Here is a 17,039-nt window from a genome sequence, read left to right as displayed (position 1 = left end):
TACAAATAAGAGGAAAAATCACATTGATTTATCCTCTTATCTATCTTGATTCAATTTTATCTATTTTAAGTGCGTCCACGATATAATAACCAGCGACTAGACTGATAACATCTAACACAATAATCAACTCATCATGAAAGAACCCTTTGTAAACTGATGCACCGATAATAACTGTTGCAATCAGTAATCCAATCCATTTATTTTGAGTGATTTGTGTCAAAACTATAACCAGTAAACAAGGGAGGAACAATGCTAGAATTGGCCAAATCATTCAATTCGTTAACTCCTTTTTGTTTCACGTTTTTCAAGAATTGTCATTGTCGTTTCTTTTAATTCAGAACGTGGAATAAATTTTTCTTGTAACATTTCCGGTATAATATTTTGAATAAAATCTTGTACTGATGATAAATGATCGAATTGCATAATTGTTTCTAATGAGCTTTCGTAAATTTCAAAAAACAAAGGTTCAGGGTTTCGTTTTTGAATTTCTCCAAAAGATTCATAAAGCAAGTCAATTTTATCAGCAACACTGAGTATTTGTCCTTCTATACTATCATCTTTACCCTCTTGTAGTCTATGTCTATATATACTTTGATATTCTTCAGGAAATTCTTCTGTTATAAACTTTTCTATCATTTCTTCTTCAACTTGAGAAAATAATTTTTTCAATTCATACGAAGCATATTTTACAGGTGTTTTAATATCACCAGTGAATATTTCGGGATAATCGTGGTTTAATGCTTTCTCATATACAAGCTTCCAATTAATTTCTTGGCCATTTGCTTCTTCAACTGTAGCTAAATATTGTGCTATTTTAGTTACTTTAAAAGAATGTGCTGCCACATTATGGTCTTGAAATTTGAATTTTCCAGGACATCTTACTAATTTCTCTAAATCTGTTAAACTTTTAAAATATTGGTGTACCCCCAAATTAATGTTCCTCCTTTAATTGTAAGACTAAGTTATTTAGTGTTTTTTCGGACAATTCTCCTAAATATACTTTTTCTACTTTCCCTTCTTTATTCACGAAAAGTGTTGTTGGTATATTATAAGATTTAAACTTTTTCAAAAAGTCTTCTTCTGCTACATATATATCATAATTTACATGAACGTCATCAATAAGTTGTTGTGCTGGTTTTCTTTTATCTTTAACATTTAAACCTATCAGTTCCACATCTTTATTGGAATGCTTAGCGTATTTAACAAGCTCGGGCATTTCTCTCTTACAAGGATCGCACCATGAAGCAAATAAATTAATAACTGTAATTTCATTTTTAGAAGTTACTTTTTTTAATTCAGTTGGTTCAAGTTTATCAAAAGTTCTCACTTTTTCATCATTAACATTTAAACCAGTTGCAGGATGACTATTTTGAAAAGTTTGTTCGCCCTGTTGTTCTTGAAATTGTTCTTTATTTTGAAACTTATTTACGTCTATCACTTTATATATACTTATTCCTATAATACTCATTAAAATTAATACTAGTATGATTTTTAACCATTTTTTCATTACTTCAAACCTCTTCAGCTTAATTTACATTTATTATATCAACTAAAGTTATAAAAAAAAGCAAATAGTTTAAATTCATAATTGAATTAACTACTTGCTTGTACATGTTTAACTAAAATGACTAATGTATATAGTTGTATGCTTTAGCTGCAGAAGCTGAAATTGTTCGTGAAGAAACAACTCCTACACCTTGATAGTTCATCTCTGATACTTGTAGAGAACCATCAGAGTTAACATTTTCAACGTATGCTACATGACCGTAGCCACCAGCTGTAGATTGTAATATAGCGCCTGCTGAAGGAGTATTGTTAACTGTATAACCAGATTGTGCAGCTGCATTAGCCCAGTTGTTAGCATTTCCCCAAGTGCTTCCAATATCAGGTCGTTTACTAAATGCATAGTAAGTACATTGACCTGAAGTATATAAATTAGCCCCGCCACCTGATGATGGTCTGCTATACGATACTGCAGTAGTTGGCGATTCATTATTAAACGTTGGTAAAGCGTATGCTTGGTAGTCTTCAGTATTATACTCACTACCAGTTGAAGTTTGCTCAAATACATATCTTAATAAGCTTTCTTCTTGAGCTGATGCTTCAGGTGCGTTAATTGAAACAGTAGTTGGTTCTGCAGTAGCTTCATCGCCAGATAATTGAGCGTCTGCTGATACTAATAATGGTTTACCAACTAAAATAATATCTGATGACAAGTTATTCCATTCTTTTAATTCTGATACTGTTACGTCAAATTTTTTAGAGATTTTATTGAGTGTATCGCCTTCTTGTATAACATAAACGTCATCTTTTAATACTTTTATATTTTGTCCTACTGAAACTTCAGTAGAAATTTTATTTAATTCTTTAAGATTTGAAATAGAAGTCCCATATTCTTGTGCGATAGTTGCTAATGTTTCACCTTCTTTAACTTCATGCTCTGCAGCAAAAGCTGTTGTTTGTACTAAAGATGTTAAAGCTGTAACAGATGCAAACGTAACTAATGTCTTCTTCATGATGGTTAAATCCTCCTGAGATTTATATGTTTTTATTTATATTTATATTAATTTGAGTTTCCCTCAACTATTACTGGAAATATAATATCATAAAATCATCGCACAAATTCCTTTGTTACATATTCGTAATATAAACGTTACCTTTCTATAATTTAAATTAAAAATATCTATAAAGTTTATTATGACAGTCTTAATAGCTAGTATTAAATAATATTCATAATATAATATCGTCAGAAAAAATCATTGTCGATGGAGAATTTATCCAAAAACCATTTACCAATTCTTATTTCATTAAAATACAATGTAACAATTATAAAAAAAAGAAAAATACAGAGTTATAAGTTTTCGTAACTTATAACTCTGTATTTTATTTTTGTTCTGCTAACCATTTTGCTACTTCTTTAGCTTCTTTTTCATCAACTACTTTACTCGGCATACTACCTTTACCTTCATTGATAATTTTCTCTATATCTTGTTCTGATAGTTTAGAACCTACATTTTTCAATGATGGACCAGAAGCACCTTCTAAGTCTTTACCGTGACAGCCGACACAAGAATTATTTTTAAAAATCTTTTCCCCCTGAGAGCTATATTCTTCAGATTTACTTTCGTCCGATGAAGAATTTCCACATCCAGCAAACACTAATGAAGAAGCCGCAACGATTGAAATAATGCCCATTTTAAATCTCATGTTTTACACCCCATATTAATATATAATCACATTAATATTTTACCATGATTGTGTTTATTTTAAAACGATATTGTGTATCTTTTCACAAAACCTTAACTATTATGTTCATCAAAAAAATCAGGTGAATTTCTTGTTATTTAAGAATTTCACCTGATTTTTGTTTACTTTATTTTATGATTGCTCGTTTAATTGACTACGTAAATATGCATCTATAAACGGATCAATTTCTCCGTCCATTACTGCACTTGTATTTCCTGTTTCTTCATTGGTTCTATGATCTTTAACCATCGCATATGGATGGAATACGTAAGAACGTATTTGACTTCCCCACCCAATTTCTTTCTGCTCACCTCTTATTTCATTTAAAGCAGCAGCTTGTTCTTCTAATTCTCTTTGATAAAGTTTAGCTTTTAACATTTTCATTGCTTGCTCTCTGTTTTTAATTTGAGAACGCTCATTTTGACAAGTAACAACGATGCCTGTTGGTTGGTGTGTAATACGCACCGCTGAATCAGTAGTATTAACGTGCTGTCCACCTGCACCGGATGCTCTATAAGTGTCTACTGATATATCTTCAGAATTAACTTCGATTTCAATTTTTTCATTATTAAATTCTGGTGTAACTTCACAAGAAACAAATGATGTATGTCTTCTTCCCGAAGAATCAAATGGAGAAATACGTACTAATCTATGAACACCTTTTTCAGCTCTTAAATAGCCATAAGCATTGTGCCCTTTAATTAATAAAGTTACACTTTTAATTCCTGCTTCATCACCATTTTGGTAATCTAATGTCTCAACTTTAAAGCCTTTATGTTCAGCGAATCGTTGATACATTCTGAGTAACATAGAACCCCAATCTTGAGATTCTGTTCCGCCAGCACCAGGATGTAATTCTAATATCGCATTATTCTCGTCATGCTCTCCATTTAATAATAGATTCAATTCAAATTGTTCTATATCTTTATTAATTGTTTTTAAGTCAGACTCTAAAGCTTTATGCATATCTTCGTTATATTCTTCTTGTAGTAATTCAATCGTTGTATACAAATCTTCAATTTGATTTTCTAAATTATAAAAATCATTTACAACTGACTTGAGTGCATTATTTTTATTAATAATTTCTTGTGCTTTATTCTGATCATCCCAAAAAGAAGGATCAACCATCATTTCTTCATATTCTTGTATGTTTGTCTCTTTATTTTCTAAGTCAAAGAGACCCCCTGATGTTTAATAATTTTTCATTATGCTTATTTAAAATCTGTTTAATTTCCGTTAATTCCATAATTTAACTCCTTTACGCTTTACCGTGACAATTTTTATATTTTTTGCCGCTTCCACAAGGACAAGGGTCATTTCGACCTACTTGTTCATCTTTAACAATCGGTTTAGGTTTTACTTTTTCTTTACCGTCGTTTGCTCCAACGTGTTTAGCTTCACCAATTTCAACTTGTTGACGTTCTACTTGTTCACCGCGGTCAATTGTAGCTTTTAAAATATACTTACTTACTTCGTCTTCAATGTCACTTAACATTGTTTCAAATAATTCTAAACCTTCATTTTGATATTCACGCAATGGATTTATTTGACCATAAGATCTCAAGTGAATACCTGTACGTAATTGATCCATCGTATCGATATGATCTGTCCATTTACGGTCTATCGTTCTTAATACAATCATACGTTCAAATTCAGACATTTGATCTCCGAATTCTTCTTGTTGATGTTTATATTGGTCTTTAATTTTCTCAAGTACAATTTCTTGGATATCTTCATAGTCTCTTCCACGTATATCATCTGCTTTAATTACACCAGGTTGTAGATAAGAATCTTCGATATATTGAACAAGTGCTTCATAATCAATATCATCTTCATTAGCAGATAAATGATAGTTTATACCACGTTCAAGAGAAGATTTAATCATACCTTTAACGATATTTTCGACATTATCATTTTCAATAATATCATTACGTTCACCGTATATAATTTCACGTTGTTGTCTTAAGACATCATCATATTCTAATAGACGTTTACGAGCATCAAAGTTATTACCTTCAACACGTTTTTGAGCAGACTCTACCGCTCTTGAAACCATTTTTGATTCAATAGGTGTATCATCATTCATACCTAGTCTGCCCATCAATGATTGCATGCGTTCAGAGCCGAATCTCACCATTAATTCATCTTGTAACGATAAATAGAATCTACTTTTACCAACGTCACCTTGACGTCCAGAACGACCTCTTAATTGGTCATCAATACGTCTAGATTCATGTCTTTCTGTACCGATAACTGCTAGTCCACCTAATTCTATAACGCCTTCGCCTAGTTTAATGTCTGTACCACGACCAGCCATGTTTGTCGCGATTGTAACAGCGCCTTTTTCACCAGCGCTTTGAATAATTTCCGCTTCACGTTCATGGTTTTTCGCGTTTAAAACATCATGTCTTACGCCTTTTTTCTTCAGTAAGTTCGAGATATATTCACTCGTTTCAACCGCTACTGTACCTAATAGTACTGGTTGACCTTTTTTGTATAATTCGATGACATCTCTAACTACAGCATCAAACTTACCTTTTTGAGACGCAAATATCATATCTGCTTCATCTTTACGTTGAATAGGTCTATTAGTAGGAATTTGAGTTACAGTCATATTATAAATGTTTCTAAATTCTTCTTCTTCCGTCTTAGCAGTACCTGTCATACCAGATAATTTATTGTACATTCTAAAGAAGTTTTGGAATGTAATAGAAGCCATTGTTTTAGACTCATTTTGAATTTCTAATCCTTCCTTAGCTTCAATAGCTTGATGCAATCCATCTGAGAAACGACGGCCCGGCATTGTACGACCAGTAAATTGGTCAACAATCATTATTTCACCGTCTTCAACAACATAGTCCTTGTCTTTAAACATCGTACGATTTGCTTTTAATGCAATGTTGATATGATGCATTAAGTTTACATTTTTAACATCGAACAAGTTATCTATTTTAAACATGCGTTCTGCTTTATCAATACCTTGTTCAGTTAACGTAATCGCTTTTGTCTTTTCATCATACGTAAAGTCATCTTCATCTTTTAACATTTTAACGAAAACATTTGCTTGAGTATAAAGTGTCGTAGATTTTTCTGCTTCACCAGATATAATTAACGGTGTTCTCGCTTCGTCAATTAAAATAGAGTCGACTTCATCGATAATCGCAAAGTTTAATGGTCTCATTACGCGGTCATCTTTGTATGTGACCATGTTATCTCTTAAATAGTCAAAGCCTAATTCATTATTCGTACTATACGTAATATCTGCAGCATATGCCGCTCTTTTTTCTTCTGTACTTAAAGAATTTAAATTCAAGCCTACAGATAAACCTAAGAAGTTGTATAGTTTTGCCATTTCTTCACTTTGGAAACTAGATAAATATTCGTTTACTGTAACAACATGTACCCCTCTGCCACTCAGAGCATTTAAATATACAGGCATTGTTGCTGTTAACGTTTTACCTTCACCAGTTTTCATTTCTGATATATCACCACGATGAATTGCAATACCACCCATAACTTGTACTTTAAATGGTGTCATGCTAAATACACGTGTAGAAGCTTCTCTTACGATTGCATATGCTTCTGGAAGTATTTTATCTAAATACTTTTCTTGTTTTTTATAATCTTCTATCTCTGCTAATTCTTTTTGGTATTGTACTGTCTTTTCTCTTAATTGGTCATCTGTTAGTTTTGCAATTTCGTCTTCAAAACCGATGACTTGATCTGCTAATTTTGCAAGTGATTTTACAACTCGCTTATTACCATCAGCTAATTTTGATAAAAAACCCATTTTGTTCTCTCCTTCAACTAGGAAACTAGTAATCTTACAACAATATATCATAACACTTTTATTTTTATTTTTATACTATTTAAGATTACCACCTCTTTTAACGAAAAGCTATTATTACACAAAGAAAACTGACACAGAAGTTCTGCATCAGTTTTCGGTTTATTCATTTATTGTATTGATGTTTCAATTAAACCATATTTACCGTCTTTACGTTTGTAAACTATACTTGTTCCATCTGTTTCTGCATCTGTGAAGATGTAGAAATCATGACCTAGTAGATTCATTTGTAAAACAGCTTCTTCAGAATCCATAGGTTTCAATGCGAACTGTTTAGAACGAATAATTTCTATTTCACTATCGCTTTCTTCGTTTTCCTCCGGATAACCAGGTTCAGTAGTAGCGAATATGTCTTTTTCTCGTCCTTTATCACGATACTTTCTGTTTACTTTTGTTTTGTACTTACGCACTTGTCTTTCTAATTTGTTAGTTATTAAGTCGATTCCAGCATATAAATCATCATGTTTTTCTTCAGCTCTTAAAGTAACTTCTTTCAACGGAATTGTTACTTCAACTTTACTACTTGAATCCTGATAAGTTTTAATTTTAACATGAGCTATCGCTTCTGGGACATTTGTAAAGTAACGTTCTAATTTACCTACTTTGTCCTCAATATAATTTCTTATCGGATCAGTCACTGTGATGTTTTCACCATGAATTTCAAATCTGATCATAAAGCACCGACTCCTTTAATGCGCTATTCTCTTTGTGTTTCTTCCTACTATTATTTTACCATTATTTTATCCTCTTGCAAATGTTAAGGCATCTAGTTTTCTGATTTTTCTAACAAATAAATGCTCGGCCATTTGATGTAATGTTAGACCCGTCGTATAGATATCATCTACTAGTAATATTTTTTTATTTTCTAAGTTTATTTCGTCGATTAATTTAAATGGATTATTTTGTTCTGACCTTTCTTTTTTCGACAAGCAAGCTTATTTTTTTCGTTCTTCTGTTTGAAATAGTTGTGTATAAGGTATGTTTTGTTTATCTAATACGTACGCAACATGATCGAAAGTTCTATTTCTTAGTTTATTATCATTAATAGGTGCTGGCACGATTAAATCATAATTTTTAATTATCTTTCTAGGTATTTGAAATATTTCGTACAAAGCTAAATCTCCAGAAAATTTATATTGATGCATCAATGTTTTAATGAAAGTTTGATAATCATAAAGTGTATGTAGTTGATTAATTAATTTATAACTTTGAGATAACCACATACAATCTAAACATTCATGTTCATCTTCTGATAATATTTTCAAACATTTTGTACATCTTCGTACATTATGATTGAACGTCAAATTTAACCGGCAAGATTGGCATATGTTTTGAGATTGATTAAATAAATTCAATAAATTTATCGATTCATTTATTGAATTTTGACAGATTAAGCATTTTTTCACTTTAACCATCCTCTTTCTTTAGCAAGTTTATTCATGCTCATAATTTCTTTTCTTGCTAAGTCCATTTCTTTAGTTATCCCTTTGTTGTAACATATTACGTTTCCTGTCGGATTAGAAGTCTTTCTACCGACTCTTCCTGCAATTTGAATAATAGCACTTGAAGTAAACATATCTGTTCGAATAATTACAACATCCAATGCTGGTAACGTAACACCTCTCTCTAAAATAGTCGTTGTAAACATGATATCAACTTCGTTATTTCTTAAACGACTAACTTTCTCATGTCTTTCTGGATCTTGACTCGATACACATTCAATCTTTGAAAAGTACTGCGTATATAGTTTGAATACAGATTCCATATAATTAATATCGTGGAAAAATACAAATGTTTTTCTATTTTCATTAACTTGTCTTTTTAAAAATTTTAGTAATTTATGATTTATTTTTGTTGTCTTAACAATATTATAATGAAATTCTGGTACAGGTAGAGGGTGTCCGTGATAGCGTGCAGGTAAAGTTATTATTTGATGTTCTTTGAAAAGTGAACGCAGTTGTTTGTTAGGAGTAGCAGTTAAACAAATATGACTAGATTGTATACGAGTTGCTTTACTTATCGTTGTCATTAACTGATTGTCCATTTCTAAAGGAAATGCATCAACCTCGTCAACGATTACCACATCAAAATGTTGATAATATCTCATCAACTGATGAACTGTAGATACAATAAAGGTACTGTCAAATTTAGCAAACTGTCCTTCATATAATAAATCTAGTTGTTCATCAACAAAAGCCTGTTTCAACCTTAAATATACTTCTTTAACAACATCTACTCTTGGAGAGACAACAGCCACGTTATAACCTTTACGTCTTGCTTTAGAAATACCTTCAAAAATCATTTCTGTCTTTCCTGCACCTGTAACTGCGTGCAATAGCAATGGGGAATGTGACAAGATAGCTTCACTAACCTTTTGAGAAGCTAGTTCTTGTTGAGGACTTAATTTAAAATCTAGTTTAAAGTATCCGGATGTCTCTTCTCTGTGACTTTCTATCACGTATATATTTTTACAACTTTGAACTTCACCAAGTTGAATACAACTTCTACAATAAATAGTTTCTTTATTACAGTGGTAACAATAATAATGATAGAACATCCTTTGATCAGTATTTGTACATTGATTACATTTATACTTATCATTAACGATTGTAACCCCTGGTAAAGTTTTTAAAATTTTTTCATCAGTAATGTCACTTAAATCATGACAAATACGGCCATAATATTTCATATTACCTCCAATAAAAAAACACAAAAAGCATATGCTTTTTGTGCTGACATTATATTATTTTGTTAAATCGATTGGTGTTGTTGTATAGCCTACACCTAAAGAGCCTTCTCCTAAATGTGTTCCGATGACAGGACCAAAGTAACTAATAATTACATTTGCTTTTGGAAACTTTTCTTCTAGTTGTTTCTTCCAAGCAAGTGCGCCTTCTTCATCATTGGCATGTATAACACAGATTGAAACTTCCGAAGACTGGTCTATTTCTTTAGCAATTTGTTCTTCGATTCGTTTCATTGCTCTTTTTTTCGTTCTAACCTTCTCATAAGGGACAATTTTGGTATCAACAAAATGAAGTATAGGTTTCACCTGTAACATTGTGCCTACTAAAGCTTGAGCGCCATTAAGACGTCCGCCCTTTTTAAGGTTGTTTAAATCATCAACTATAAAGTATGCATTTGCTGCTTGCTTCATTTCTTCTAATTGCTTTAAAATGCTTTCAAGCGGCACATTCTCTCGAATAAGTTGACTAGCTTTCAACGTGTAAAAGCCTTGAACCATACAAGATATTTCTGAGTCAAATGGATGTACTTTTATACCTTCAACCATAGAGTTTGCAGTAATAGCACCTTGGTAAGCACCGCTAATACCACTGGATAGATGAATTGCGATCACATCTGTATATCCTTCTCTTTCCAATTCTTCTAATAACGCTACATAGTCTCCAATTGTAGGTTGAGAAGTAGTTGGTAATTGTGTTTCATTTCTCATTCTTTTATAAAAATCTTCCGTATTTAAATCTATTAATTCTCTGTATGTTTCATCTTTAAAAATCACATTTAAAGGGATTATTTTAATTTGATATTCATCAATATAAGCCTGATCTAAATATGCTGTCGAATCCGTTATTACAGCAATTTTCATAAAATTTTTCCTCCTAGATTCTCTTCCATAAACATCATATCTAATAAACAGATATTTGAAAAGTACTTTATCTATTAAATTGCTGCTTGTGCCATTTTAGAATACTTATAAGTGTTATCTTTCTTAACAAGTGTTACGACTTCATTAAATGATTTTTTTTCATCATCTCCACCACTTTTCGGGTGAGCTGTAGTATCTACATTATAAAACACAACAACCTTATCTTTATCTTTTTCTAAAAATTTAATATTAGAAATTTTTTTATCAAACTTATAATCTTTAAGCGTATCTTGTAAAACTGACTTTTCTTCTTTAACATCTAACTGTTTTGAATCATGATCTATCGTATCAATATACTTATCTACATTACCTTCGTTTAAAGATTCCCTATTTTTCTCAATCGCATCTTTAACAGCTTTCTCTGTATCTTTATCTACCTCAATTGTTTCTTTCGGATTGCCTTTATCATCTAATAATACACCTTGGCTATCGTCTTTATCCTTCGTTTCTTGTTTAGGTTCATCTTTAGAACCACACGCCGCTAATATTAAAGTCAAAGCTATGCATAAAAATATTAATTTATTCTTCTTCAATTGATACAATCCTTTCCCGTCTAATTTCAATAGTATATAATATATCGTAACAGATAACGATGTAAAGGGAGAAGTTTTAACATGGCTGAAGGACTAATTACTATAAAAGCACCACATGAAACTGAAATAATAATAAATAAATCTAGATTTATAGCGAGTATTCACCCGGCCGAAACAGAAGAAGAAGCTAAAGCATTCATACAGCAAAAGAAAAAAGAACATCATTCAGCGACTCATAACTGCTCAAGTTACGTCATCGGACCAACTATGCTCACACAAAAAGCCAATGATGACGGAGAGCCTTCTGGAACTGCTGGTGTACCAATGCTCGAAGTATTAAAAAAGCAACAATTACATAATGTAGTTGTTGTGGTTACCCGTTACTTTGGTGGCATAAAACTTGGTGCCGGAGGACTTATCAGAGCTTACGGAAGTGCAGTAAGCCAAGTGATTAATGAAATCGGTCGTATCATTTTACTTGAAGCTATACCGTTTGAAGTCACTTTAGATTATGATCAAACGGGTCGTTTTGAATATGAATTACAACAAACAGAATATATGCTTGTTGATACAGCCTACACTGATAAAGTGAAATATACGATACACGTGATTGCCTCAGAAGAAGAAAACTTTATGAATTTCTTAGATGAAATTAATCAAGGAAAATACGAATTAAATAGAGAAGAAACTATTGCCTTACCGTTTCCATATAACAAAGAAGAAGAACGCTAAATTTAGCGTTCTTCTTTATATTTAGACCGTGTTAATAAATTGAGTATAGGTCTGTAATTAGGATGTATTAAACCTGTAAATTCTACGATTAATTCAATTGTAATTAAAATCATAATAAACATCATCAATACACCGTATGGCGGTGATAAGTATAGTATGACACTAGATATGCTAAACAATATAGCAATCATATAGATTAATACTACTGTCTGTCTATGTGTATAGCCTAAATCCAATAACTTATGATGTAAATGTGATTTATCTGCCTGTACTATGGATTGCTTATTATGTAATCTTCGAATTATAGCAAACAACATGTCTATAAATGGTACTGCTAAAATAACCATCGGGAAAAATAGTGATATTAATGTAATGTTTTTAAAACCTAATAGTGATAAAACACCAATAATATAACCTAACAACAATGCACCACTATCTCCAAGGAATATTTTTGCTGGATGCGAATTGAAAACTAAAAATCCTAATAACGAACCAATTAACACGCTACATATCATCATTATGAAAATATTTTGTTGTAATATGGCAATAAATCCAATCGTTACAAGCGCAATACACGAAATACCTGAAGCTAGACCATCTAATCCATCTATTAAATTAATTGCATTCATAACTGCGACTACCCAAAATATAGTCATAGGTATACTAAATATGCCGAATTTTATAACAATTCCAAAAGGTAATGTTATAAAGTCTAATGTAACACCATTTAATACAACTATAAGTGAAACTGCTATTTGTCCTGCAAGTTTCACCAGTGGTTTCATATCGTATAAATCATCGACTAAACCAATTAAATAAATAACAATTGCGCCTAATATAATAGGTATTATTTCATGTTCAACTGGTTTGCCCCACCATAACCCGATAAGAAAAGATAGCAAAATAACTGTTCCGCCCAATACTGAAACTGGTTTAGTATGTACTTTTCTTACATTAGGCATATCAACAGCACCTATTTTTTTAGAAAGTACAATTACTAAAGGTGTAAGTATTAAGCTCACAATCATCGTTAATAATATTAATTGCAAAGTAAACATGGATTCACCTTCATCTTATAATTGAAGAATAATGTTAATAAAACATTTCTTTAAGAATATCAAAATTTCAGCTCACATGCTATAAAAACCACTGCATCCCATATATTCCCAATTGTTTCAGTAGTAAATATTCCGCTTTTAATTCCTACAAGCTGTGAAAAATGAAACTTTTTTTCCGAAAATACTTGTTATATCGTGACAAACGTCATCTAATAGATTACAATATCATATGGCTTATAAAATGAAGGATGGTGCTATATGATACAAGCAATTATATTTAATATTTCTGTAACTATTGCGTCTTTTTATCTATACCATCGCATCCAATATAGTGAAACTAGAACCGTAAAATTTTCACAAAATTATATCACCATTCTAATGACTGGTGTTTCGATATTGTTAATATCCAACCCTATTCAATATCATGATTATGTTATCACGTTAAGCTTTATCCCGTTATTGTTCTTAGGTAGATTTACAAATTTATTTTATACCTCATTCAGTGCAGTCATCATTTTGCTAGTAGATATGTTTATATTCAACACACCATTTTTAGATGACTTACATCTACTCATAATAGCAGTAGTAGTAGGTATGATTGGTCCATTTCTTAAACAAAGTGATTTTGTTAGCATACAATTATTATATTTAATCAGTATCCTTATTATTGTTATTACTTTGATATTCTTAAACCCTGATTCATGGTTGAATGAATGGTTGTTTCTTGTACCAATTTCCTTTATCCTTAGTATTATTAGTGCGAGTGTTTATCGCGATATATGGATTCTTAAAAATCTTATTTCCCGTTATGAAAATGAAGAATCAGTCGATTATTTAACTGGATTAGGAAACGTAAAAGAATTCGATAGATATTTAAATAGAACAACTGAACTCGTTACTGAACAACAACAATCTATGGCATTGTTGTTAATTGATATAGATGGATTTAAAGATGTAAATGATGAATATTCTCATACGGCTGGTGATGCAGTGCTCAAACAGATGTCCCAATTACTCATTAATTACTTGCCTAAAGACGTAAAAGCATTCCGTAACGGAGGAGAAGAATTTTCTATTATATTGATTGATGAATCATTAGATAGTGCGATTAAGTTAGCCGAAAGTATTAGAGATAGTGTGCAACAATCAACGTTCCATTTACCTAACAAAGACACAATAAAACTTTCTGTCTCCATAGGGGTCGGCTATTTAACAGAAGAGGATAATAAATCTAAAAGACGTGTATTTAAAGACGCGGATGATATGTTACATGAAGCGAAATTACAAGGTCAAAACAAAGTAATGTTCAATCCAATTATTAAATTATAAACTAAACATAGAATTGCCTATTGCAATTCTATGTTTTTTGTTGAATTGTTGTTATATAAGGATTATATTTTATTCATTGCGAACATGGAGGTTATTATGGAAGAATTAAAGGACTTCACAATAATAGATGAGAATAAAATAATCGATGTCGTTATGACAGCAGGACGCATCCTTTTGGAAAGCGGTGCTGAAACATATAGAGTTGAAGACACAATGGCTAGAATCGCAACGAGTTATGGCTTAGAAAATACACATAGCTTTGTAACTTCCACAGCAATTATTTTCTCATTAAATGATAGAACTAACACTAGATTGATAAGAATAGATGAAAGATCGACAGATTTAGAGAAAATATCTCTGACGAATCAAATTTCCAGAAAGATTGCAAATAACGAATTATCGATAGATGAAGCTAAATCTGAATTGATACATTTACATCATGCTGCATTACAATTTCCTTTTTGGTTAAAAGTTTTGGCAGCAGCTATTGCATCAGCATGTTTCTTACCTATGTTTGGCGGTAAACAACCTGATGTTATCCCTTCATTTATAGCTGGTGGTACTGGGTATTTAACAATGGCAATTGTACATAATACGATACGCATTAAATTTTTTACTGAATTTATTAGTTCATTAATTATAGCTACAATAGCTACAATAAGTGTCAATTTCTTTTACGGAGATAATTTAAGTTTAATTACCATTGCCTCTGTTATGCCACTTGTACCAGGTGTTCTTATTACAAATGCAATAAGAGATTTGATGGCTGGTCAATTATTAGCTGGTATTTCTAAAGGTGTAGAAGCGGCTTTAACAGCATTTGCAATCGGTGCTGGCGTAGCAATTGTATTATTACTAAGTTAAGGAAGGTGCTATGAATGTTAGATTATATTTATCAAATACTATTAAGTTTTACTGCAACATTATTCTTCTCTGTCATTTTTAATGCACCTAGAAGACTTCTAATTGCTTGTGGTGTTGTTGGAGCCATAGCTTGGATGATTTATACTGTTTCTTTAGACTTCGGTATTGATAAAGTTCAAGCTTCGTTCTACGGGAGTTTCACTTTAGCTATCATGAGTCATATCATGAGCCGCTACTATAAACGTCCTATGATTATTTTTATAGTAGCTGGTATTATTCCTTTAGTTCCCGGTGGTTTAGCTTATGATGCCACTAAAAACTTAGTTATTAATAATTATGATGTAGCTATCAATACGTCATTACAAGCTACACTAATATCTGGATCTATTGCGTTTGGTATTTTAAGTTCTGAAATTGTCTTCCAAATTTACATTCGTACTAAGCAATTTTTTGCTTCTAAGAAACAAAAAAGCGTATAATAAGTAAAGTAAATAGAAGTAAAAGGGAGAGAATAATGTGAAACAACGTCTAATTGATCGATTAGAAAGATATGTAAAGATAGACACACAAGCGGATCCAAATAGTACAACAACACCTTCTACTGAAAAGCAATGGGATTTAATTAAACTTCTTGAAGAAGAAATTAAAGCACTTAACCTTGAAGTAACAGTAGATGACAAAGGGTATTTAATGGCTACATTACCATCTAATACCGATAAAAAGGTTCCTACTGTTGGTTTATTAGCACATATTGATACATCACCTGATTATAATGCTACAAACGTTAATCCAGTAATTGTAGAAAATTATAACGGGGAAGATATTCAGTTAGGTCAGACAGAAAAAGTGCTTAGCCCAAATACTTTCCCACAATTAAAAGATGTTATCGGGCATACACTAATGACAACTGATGGCACATCATTGCTAGGTGCAGACGATAAAGCTGGTGTCGTAGAAATTATGGAAGCTATTATTTACTTAATTGATCATCCAGAAATCAAACACGGTGACATTCGATTTAGCTTTACGCCTGACGAAGAAATTGGTAAAGGGCCACACAACTTTGATGTAGAACGTTTCAATGCTGACTTTGCTTATACAATGGATGGCAGTTTAGAAGGCGAACTACAATACGAAAGTTTTAATGCAGCTATGGCTGTTGTAGAAGTTAATGGTGTCAATGTTCATCCTGGTTCAGCTAAAGATGTTATGGTCAATGCTAACACGTTAGCAATGACTTTTAATGAACAGTTACCAGCTGATGAAGTACCTGAACATACTGAAGGATATGAAGGCTTTTACCATTTAATGCAAATGGAAGGTAACGTTGAAAAAGCAACATTACAATATATTATTCGTGACCATGACAAAGCACAATTTGAGCGTAGAAAAAACCATTTGTTAGATATCGCCAAAAATTTAAACCACCATTATGATGAAGAACTGATTAAAGTTCAAATCGATGATCAATATTATAATATGGGTGAAAAAATCAAACCTCATCCTGAGCTAATCGATATACCTGAGAAAGTGATTAAATCTTTAGGTATTACACCTGTAATAGAGCCGATTCGTGGTGGTACTGATGGTTCTCAACTTTCTTATATGGGCTTACCTACACCAAATTTATTTACTGGTGGCGCTAATTTCCATGGACCATTTGAATATGCGTCTATTGATGTTATGGAAAAAGCAGTGCAAACAATTGTAGGTATCCTATCTGAATTTGAAAAACAATCTTAATTCAAAATAAATAAGCATAT

General features: G+C 31.7%; 19 protein-coding genes. 5 read left to right on the top strand and 14 right to left on the bottom strand.

The features are described 5' to 3' along the window. Positions 1-40 precede the first annotated feature (40 nt). From LQ615_RS01035 to LQ615_RS00975, 13 genes are all read right to left on the bottom strand, one after another. The gene (locus LQ615_RS01035) at positions 41-271 is read right to left on the bottom strand and encodes a CsbA family protein (protein ID WP_017000794.1); all 231 of its coding nucleotides are present in this window, start codon (positions 269-271) and stop codon (positions 41-43) included. Positions 272-279: 8 nt separating this feature from the next. Continuing rightward, positions 280-930, bottom strand: coding sequence for a YfbR-like 5'-deoxynucleotidase (locus LQ615_RS01030; RefSeq protein WP_017000795.1), 651 nt, complete (start codon positions 928-930; stop codon positions 280-282). A gap of 1 nt (position 931) precedes the next feature. Beyond that, positions 932-1,507: a TlpA family protein disulfide reductase gene (locus tag LQ615_RS01025; protein WP_064204493.1), complete on the bottom strand. Its 576-nt coding sequence runs from the start codon at positions 1,505-1,507 to the stop codon at positions 932-934. Between the two features lie 121 nt (positions 1,508-1,628). Beyond that, complete coding sequence (locus LQ615_RS01020; protein WP_017000797.1) at positions 1,629-2,516, bottom strand: LysM peptidoglycan-binding domain-containing protein; 888 nt, start codon at positions 2,514-2,516, stop codon at positions 1,629-1,631. 367 nt (positions 2,517-2,883) lie between these two features. Continuing rightward, positions 2,884-3,207, bottom strand: coding sequence for a cytochrome c551 (cccB, locus tag LQ615_RS01015; protein WP_070044915.1), 324 nt, complete (start codon positions 3,205-3,207; stop codon positions 2,884-2,886). A 171-nt stretch (positions 3,208-3,378) separates the two neighbouring features. Then, a protein-coding gene (prfB, locus tag LQ615_RS01010) for a peptide chain release factor 2 (RefSeq protein ID WP_103268613.1) occupies positions 3,379-4,492 on the bottom strand; the annotation gives its coding sequence in 2 pieces (ribosomal slippage) (positions 3,379-4,419 and positions 4,421-4,492; 1,113 coding nt in all). Between the two features lie 12 nt (positions 4,493-4,504). Next, complete coding sequence (gene secA / locus LQ615_RS01005; protein WP_017000800.1) at positions 4,505-7,036, bottom strand: preprotein translocase subunit SecA; 2,532 nt, start codon at positions 7,034-7,036, stop codon at positions 4,505-4,507. A gap of 167 nt (positions 7,037-7,203) precedes the next feature. Further along, positions 7,204-7,767, bottom strand: coding sequence for a ribosome hibernation-promoting factor, HPF/YfiA family (gene hpf / locus LQ615_RS01000; RefSeq protein WP_017000801.1), 564 nt, complete (start codon positions 7,765-7,767; stop codon positions 7,204-7,206). 66 nt (positions 7,768-7,833) lie between these two features. After that, a complete protein-coding gene (locus tag LQ615_RS00995) occupies positions 7,834-8,022 on the bottom strand; it encodes a ComF family protein (protein ID WP_239703774.1) in 189 nt (62 codons plus the stop codon). Positions 8,023-8,028: 6 nt separating this feature from the next. Beyond that, on the bottom strand, positions 8,029-8,358 hold the full coding sequence (locus LQ615_RS00990) for a hypothetical protein (protein ID WP_239703775.1): 330 nt from the start codon (positions 8,356-8,358) through the stop codon (positions 8,029-8,031). Between the two features lie 137 nt (positions 8,359-8,495). Then, entirely contained in the window at positions 8,496-9,782 is a 1,287-nt protein-coding gene (locus tag LQ615_RS00985) for a DEAD/DEAH box helicase family protein (RefSeq protein ID WP_231051161.1), read from the bottom strand. Between the two features lie 54 nt (positions 9,783-9,836). Further along, positions 9,837-10,700 carry a fatty acid kinase binding subunit FakB1 gene (fakB1, locus tag LQ615_RS00980; protein WP_016998594.1) on the bottom strand — a complete coding sequence of 288 codons (864 nt, stop codon included), beginning with the start codon at positions 10,698-10,700 and terminating at the stop codon, positions 9,837-9,839. Positions 10,701-10,774: 74 nt separating this feature from the next. Next, positions 10,775-11,293 carry a hypothetical protein gene (locus LQ615_RS00975; RefSeq protein ID WP_103268616.1) on the bottom strand — a complete coding sequence of 173 codons (519 nt, stop codon included), beginning with the start codon at positions 11,291-11,293 and terminating at the stop codon, positions 10,775-10,777. An 81-nt stretch (positions 11,294-11,374) separates the two neighbouring features. On the opposite strand from LQ615_RS00975, the gene LQ615_RS00970 reads away from it, so the two are divergent. Next, the gene (locus LQ615_RS00970; RefSeq protein WP_064210873.1) at positions 11,375-12,025 is read left to right on the top strand and encodes a YigZ family protein; all 651 of its coding nucleotides are present in this window, start codon (positions 11,375-11,377) and stop codon (positions 12,023-12,025) included. Between the two features lie 2 nt (positions 12,026-12,027). Here the strand turns inward: LQ615_RS00970 and LQ615_RS00965 are convergent, their stop codons facing one another. Further along, a complete protein-coding gene (locus tag LQ615_RS00965; protein ID WP_239703776.1) occupies positions 12,028-13,083 on the bottom strand; it encodes a glycosyltransferase family 4 protein in 1,056 nt (351 codons plus the stop codon). Positions 13,084-13,341: 258 nt separating this feature from the next. On the opposite strand from LQ615_RS00965, the gene gdpS reads away from it, so the two are divergent. From gdpS to pepT, 4 genes are all read left to right on the top strand, one after another. Beyond that, complete coding sequence (gene gdpS / locus LQ615_RS00960) at positions 13,342-14,412, top strand: GGDEF domain-containing protein GdpS (protein WP_016998598.1); 1,071 nt, start codon at positions 13,342-13,344, stop codon at positions 14,410-14,412. Positions 14,413-14,508: 96 nt separating this feature from the next. Continuing rightward, complete coding sequence (locus tag LQ615_RS00955; RefSeq protein ID WP_016998599.1) at positions 14,509-15,276, top strand: threonine/serine exporter family protein; 768 nt, start codon at positions 14,509-14,511, stop codon at positions 15,274-15,276. Between the two features lie 14 nt (positions 15,277-15,290). After that, on the top strand, positions 15,291-15,755 hold the full coding sequence (locus LQ615_RS00950; RefSeq protein WP_135021463.1) for a threonine/serine exporter family protein: 465 nt from the start codon (positions 15,291-15,293) through the stop codon (positions 15,753-15,755). A gap of 37 nt (positions 15,756-15,792) precedes the next feature. Beyond that, the gene (pepT, locus tag LQ615_RS00945) at positions 15,793-17,019 is read left to right on the top strand and encodes a peptidase T (protein WP_070045683.1); all 1,227 of its coding nucleotides are present in this window, start codon (positions 15,793-15,795) and stop codon (positions 17,017-17,019) included. The last annotated feature ends 20 nt before the right edge of the window (positions 17,020-17,039 follow it).

This window comes from Mammaliicoccus sp. C-M13 (assembly GCF_022386845.1).
In the GTDB taxonomy this organism is placed as follows: Bacteria; Bacillota; Bacilli; order Staphylococcales; family Staphylococcaceae; genus Mammaliicoccus; species Mammaliicoccus lentus.
Note: the sequence above shows the minus strand (reverse complement) of the source record. Positions and strands in the feature narration are given on the sequence as shown.

Bases quoted from the DNA above. Each gene is read 5' to 3' on its own strand.
- LQ615_RS01035 (WP_017000794.1), bottom strand. From the start codon at position 271: ATGATTTGGCCAATTCTAGCATTGTTCCTCCCTTGTTTACTGGTTATA.
- LQ615_RS01025 (WP_064204493.1), bottom strand. From the start codon at position 1,507: ATGAAAAAATGGTTAAAAATCATACTAGTATTAATTTTAATGAGTATT.
- LQ615_RS01020 (WP_017000797.1), bottom strand. From the start codon at position 2,516: ATGAAGAAGACATTAGTTACGTTTGCATCTGTTACAGCTTTAACATCT.
- cccB (WP_070044915.1), bottom strand. From the start codon at position 3,207: ATGAGATTTAAAATGGGCATTATTTCAATCGTTGCGGCTTCTTCATTA.
- secA (WP_017000800.1), bottom strand. From the start codon at position 7,036: ATGGGTTTTTTATCAAAATTAGCTGATGGTAATAAGCGAGTTGTAAAA.
- hpf (WP_017000801.1), bottom strand. From the start codon at position 7,767: ATGATCAGATTTGAAATTCATGGTGAAAACATCACAGTGACTGATCCG.
- LQ615_RS00985 (WP_231051161.1), bottom strand. From the start codon at position 9,782: ATGAAATATTATGGCCGTATTTGTCATGATTTAAGTGACATTACTGAT.
- fakB1 (WP_016998594.1), bottom strand. From the start codon at position 10,700: ATGAAAATTGCTGTAATAACGGATTCGACAGCATATTTAGATCAGGCT.
- LQ615_RS00970 (WP_064210873.1), top strand. From the start codon at position 11,375: ATGGCTGAAGGACTAATTACTATAAAAGCACCACATGAAACTGAAATA.
- LQ615_RS00965 (WP_239703776.1), bottom strand. From the start codon at position 13,083: ATGTTTACTTTGCAATTAATATTATTAACGATGATTGTGAGCTTAATA.
- gdpS (WP_016998598.1), top strand. From the start codon at position 13,342: ATGATACAAGCAATTATATTTAATATTTCTGTAACTATTGCGTCTTTT.
- LQ615_RS00955 (WP_016998599.1), top strand. From the start codon at position 14,509: ATGGAAGAATTAAAGGACTTCACAATAATAGATGAGAATAAAATAATC.
- LQ615_RS00950 (WP_135021463.1), top strand. From the start codon at position 15,291: ATGTTAGATTATATTTATCAAATACTATTAAGTTTTACTGCAACATTA.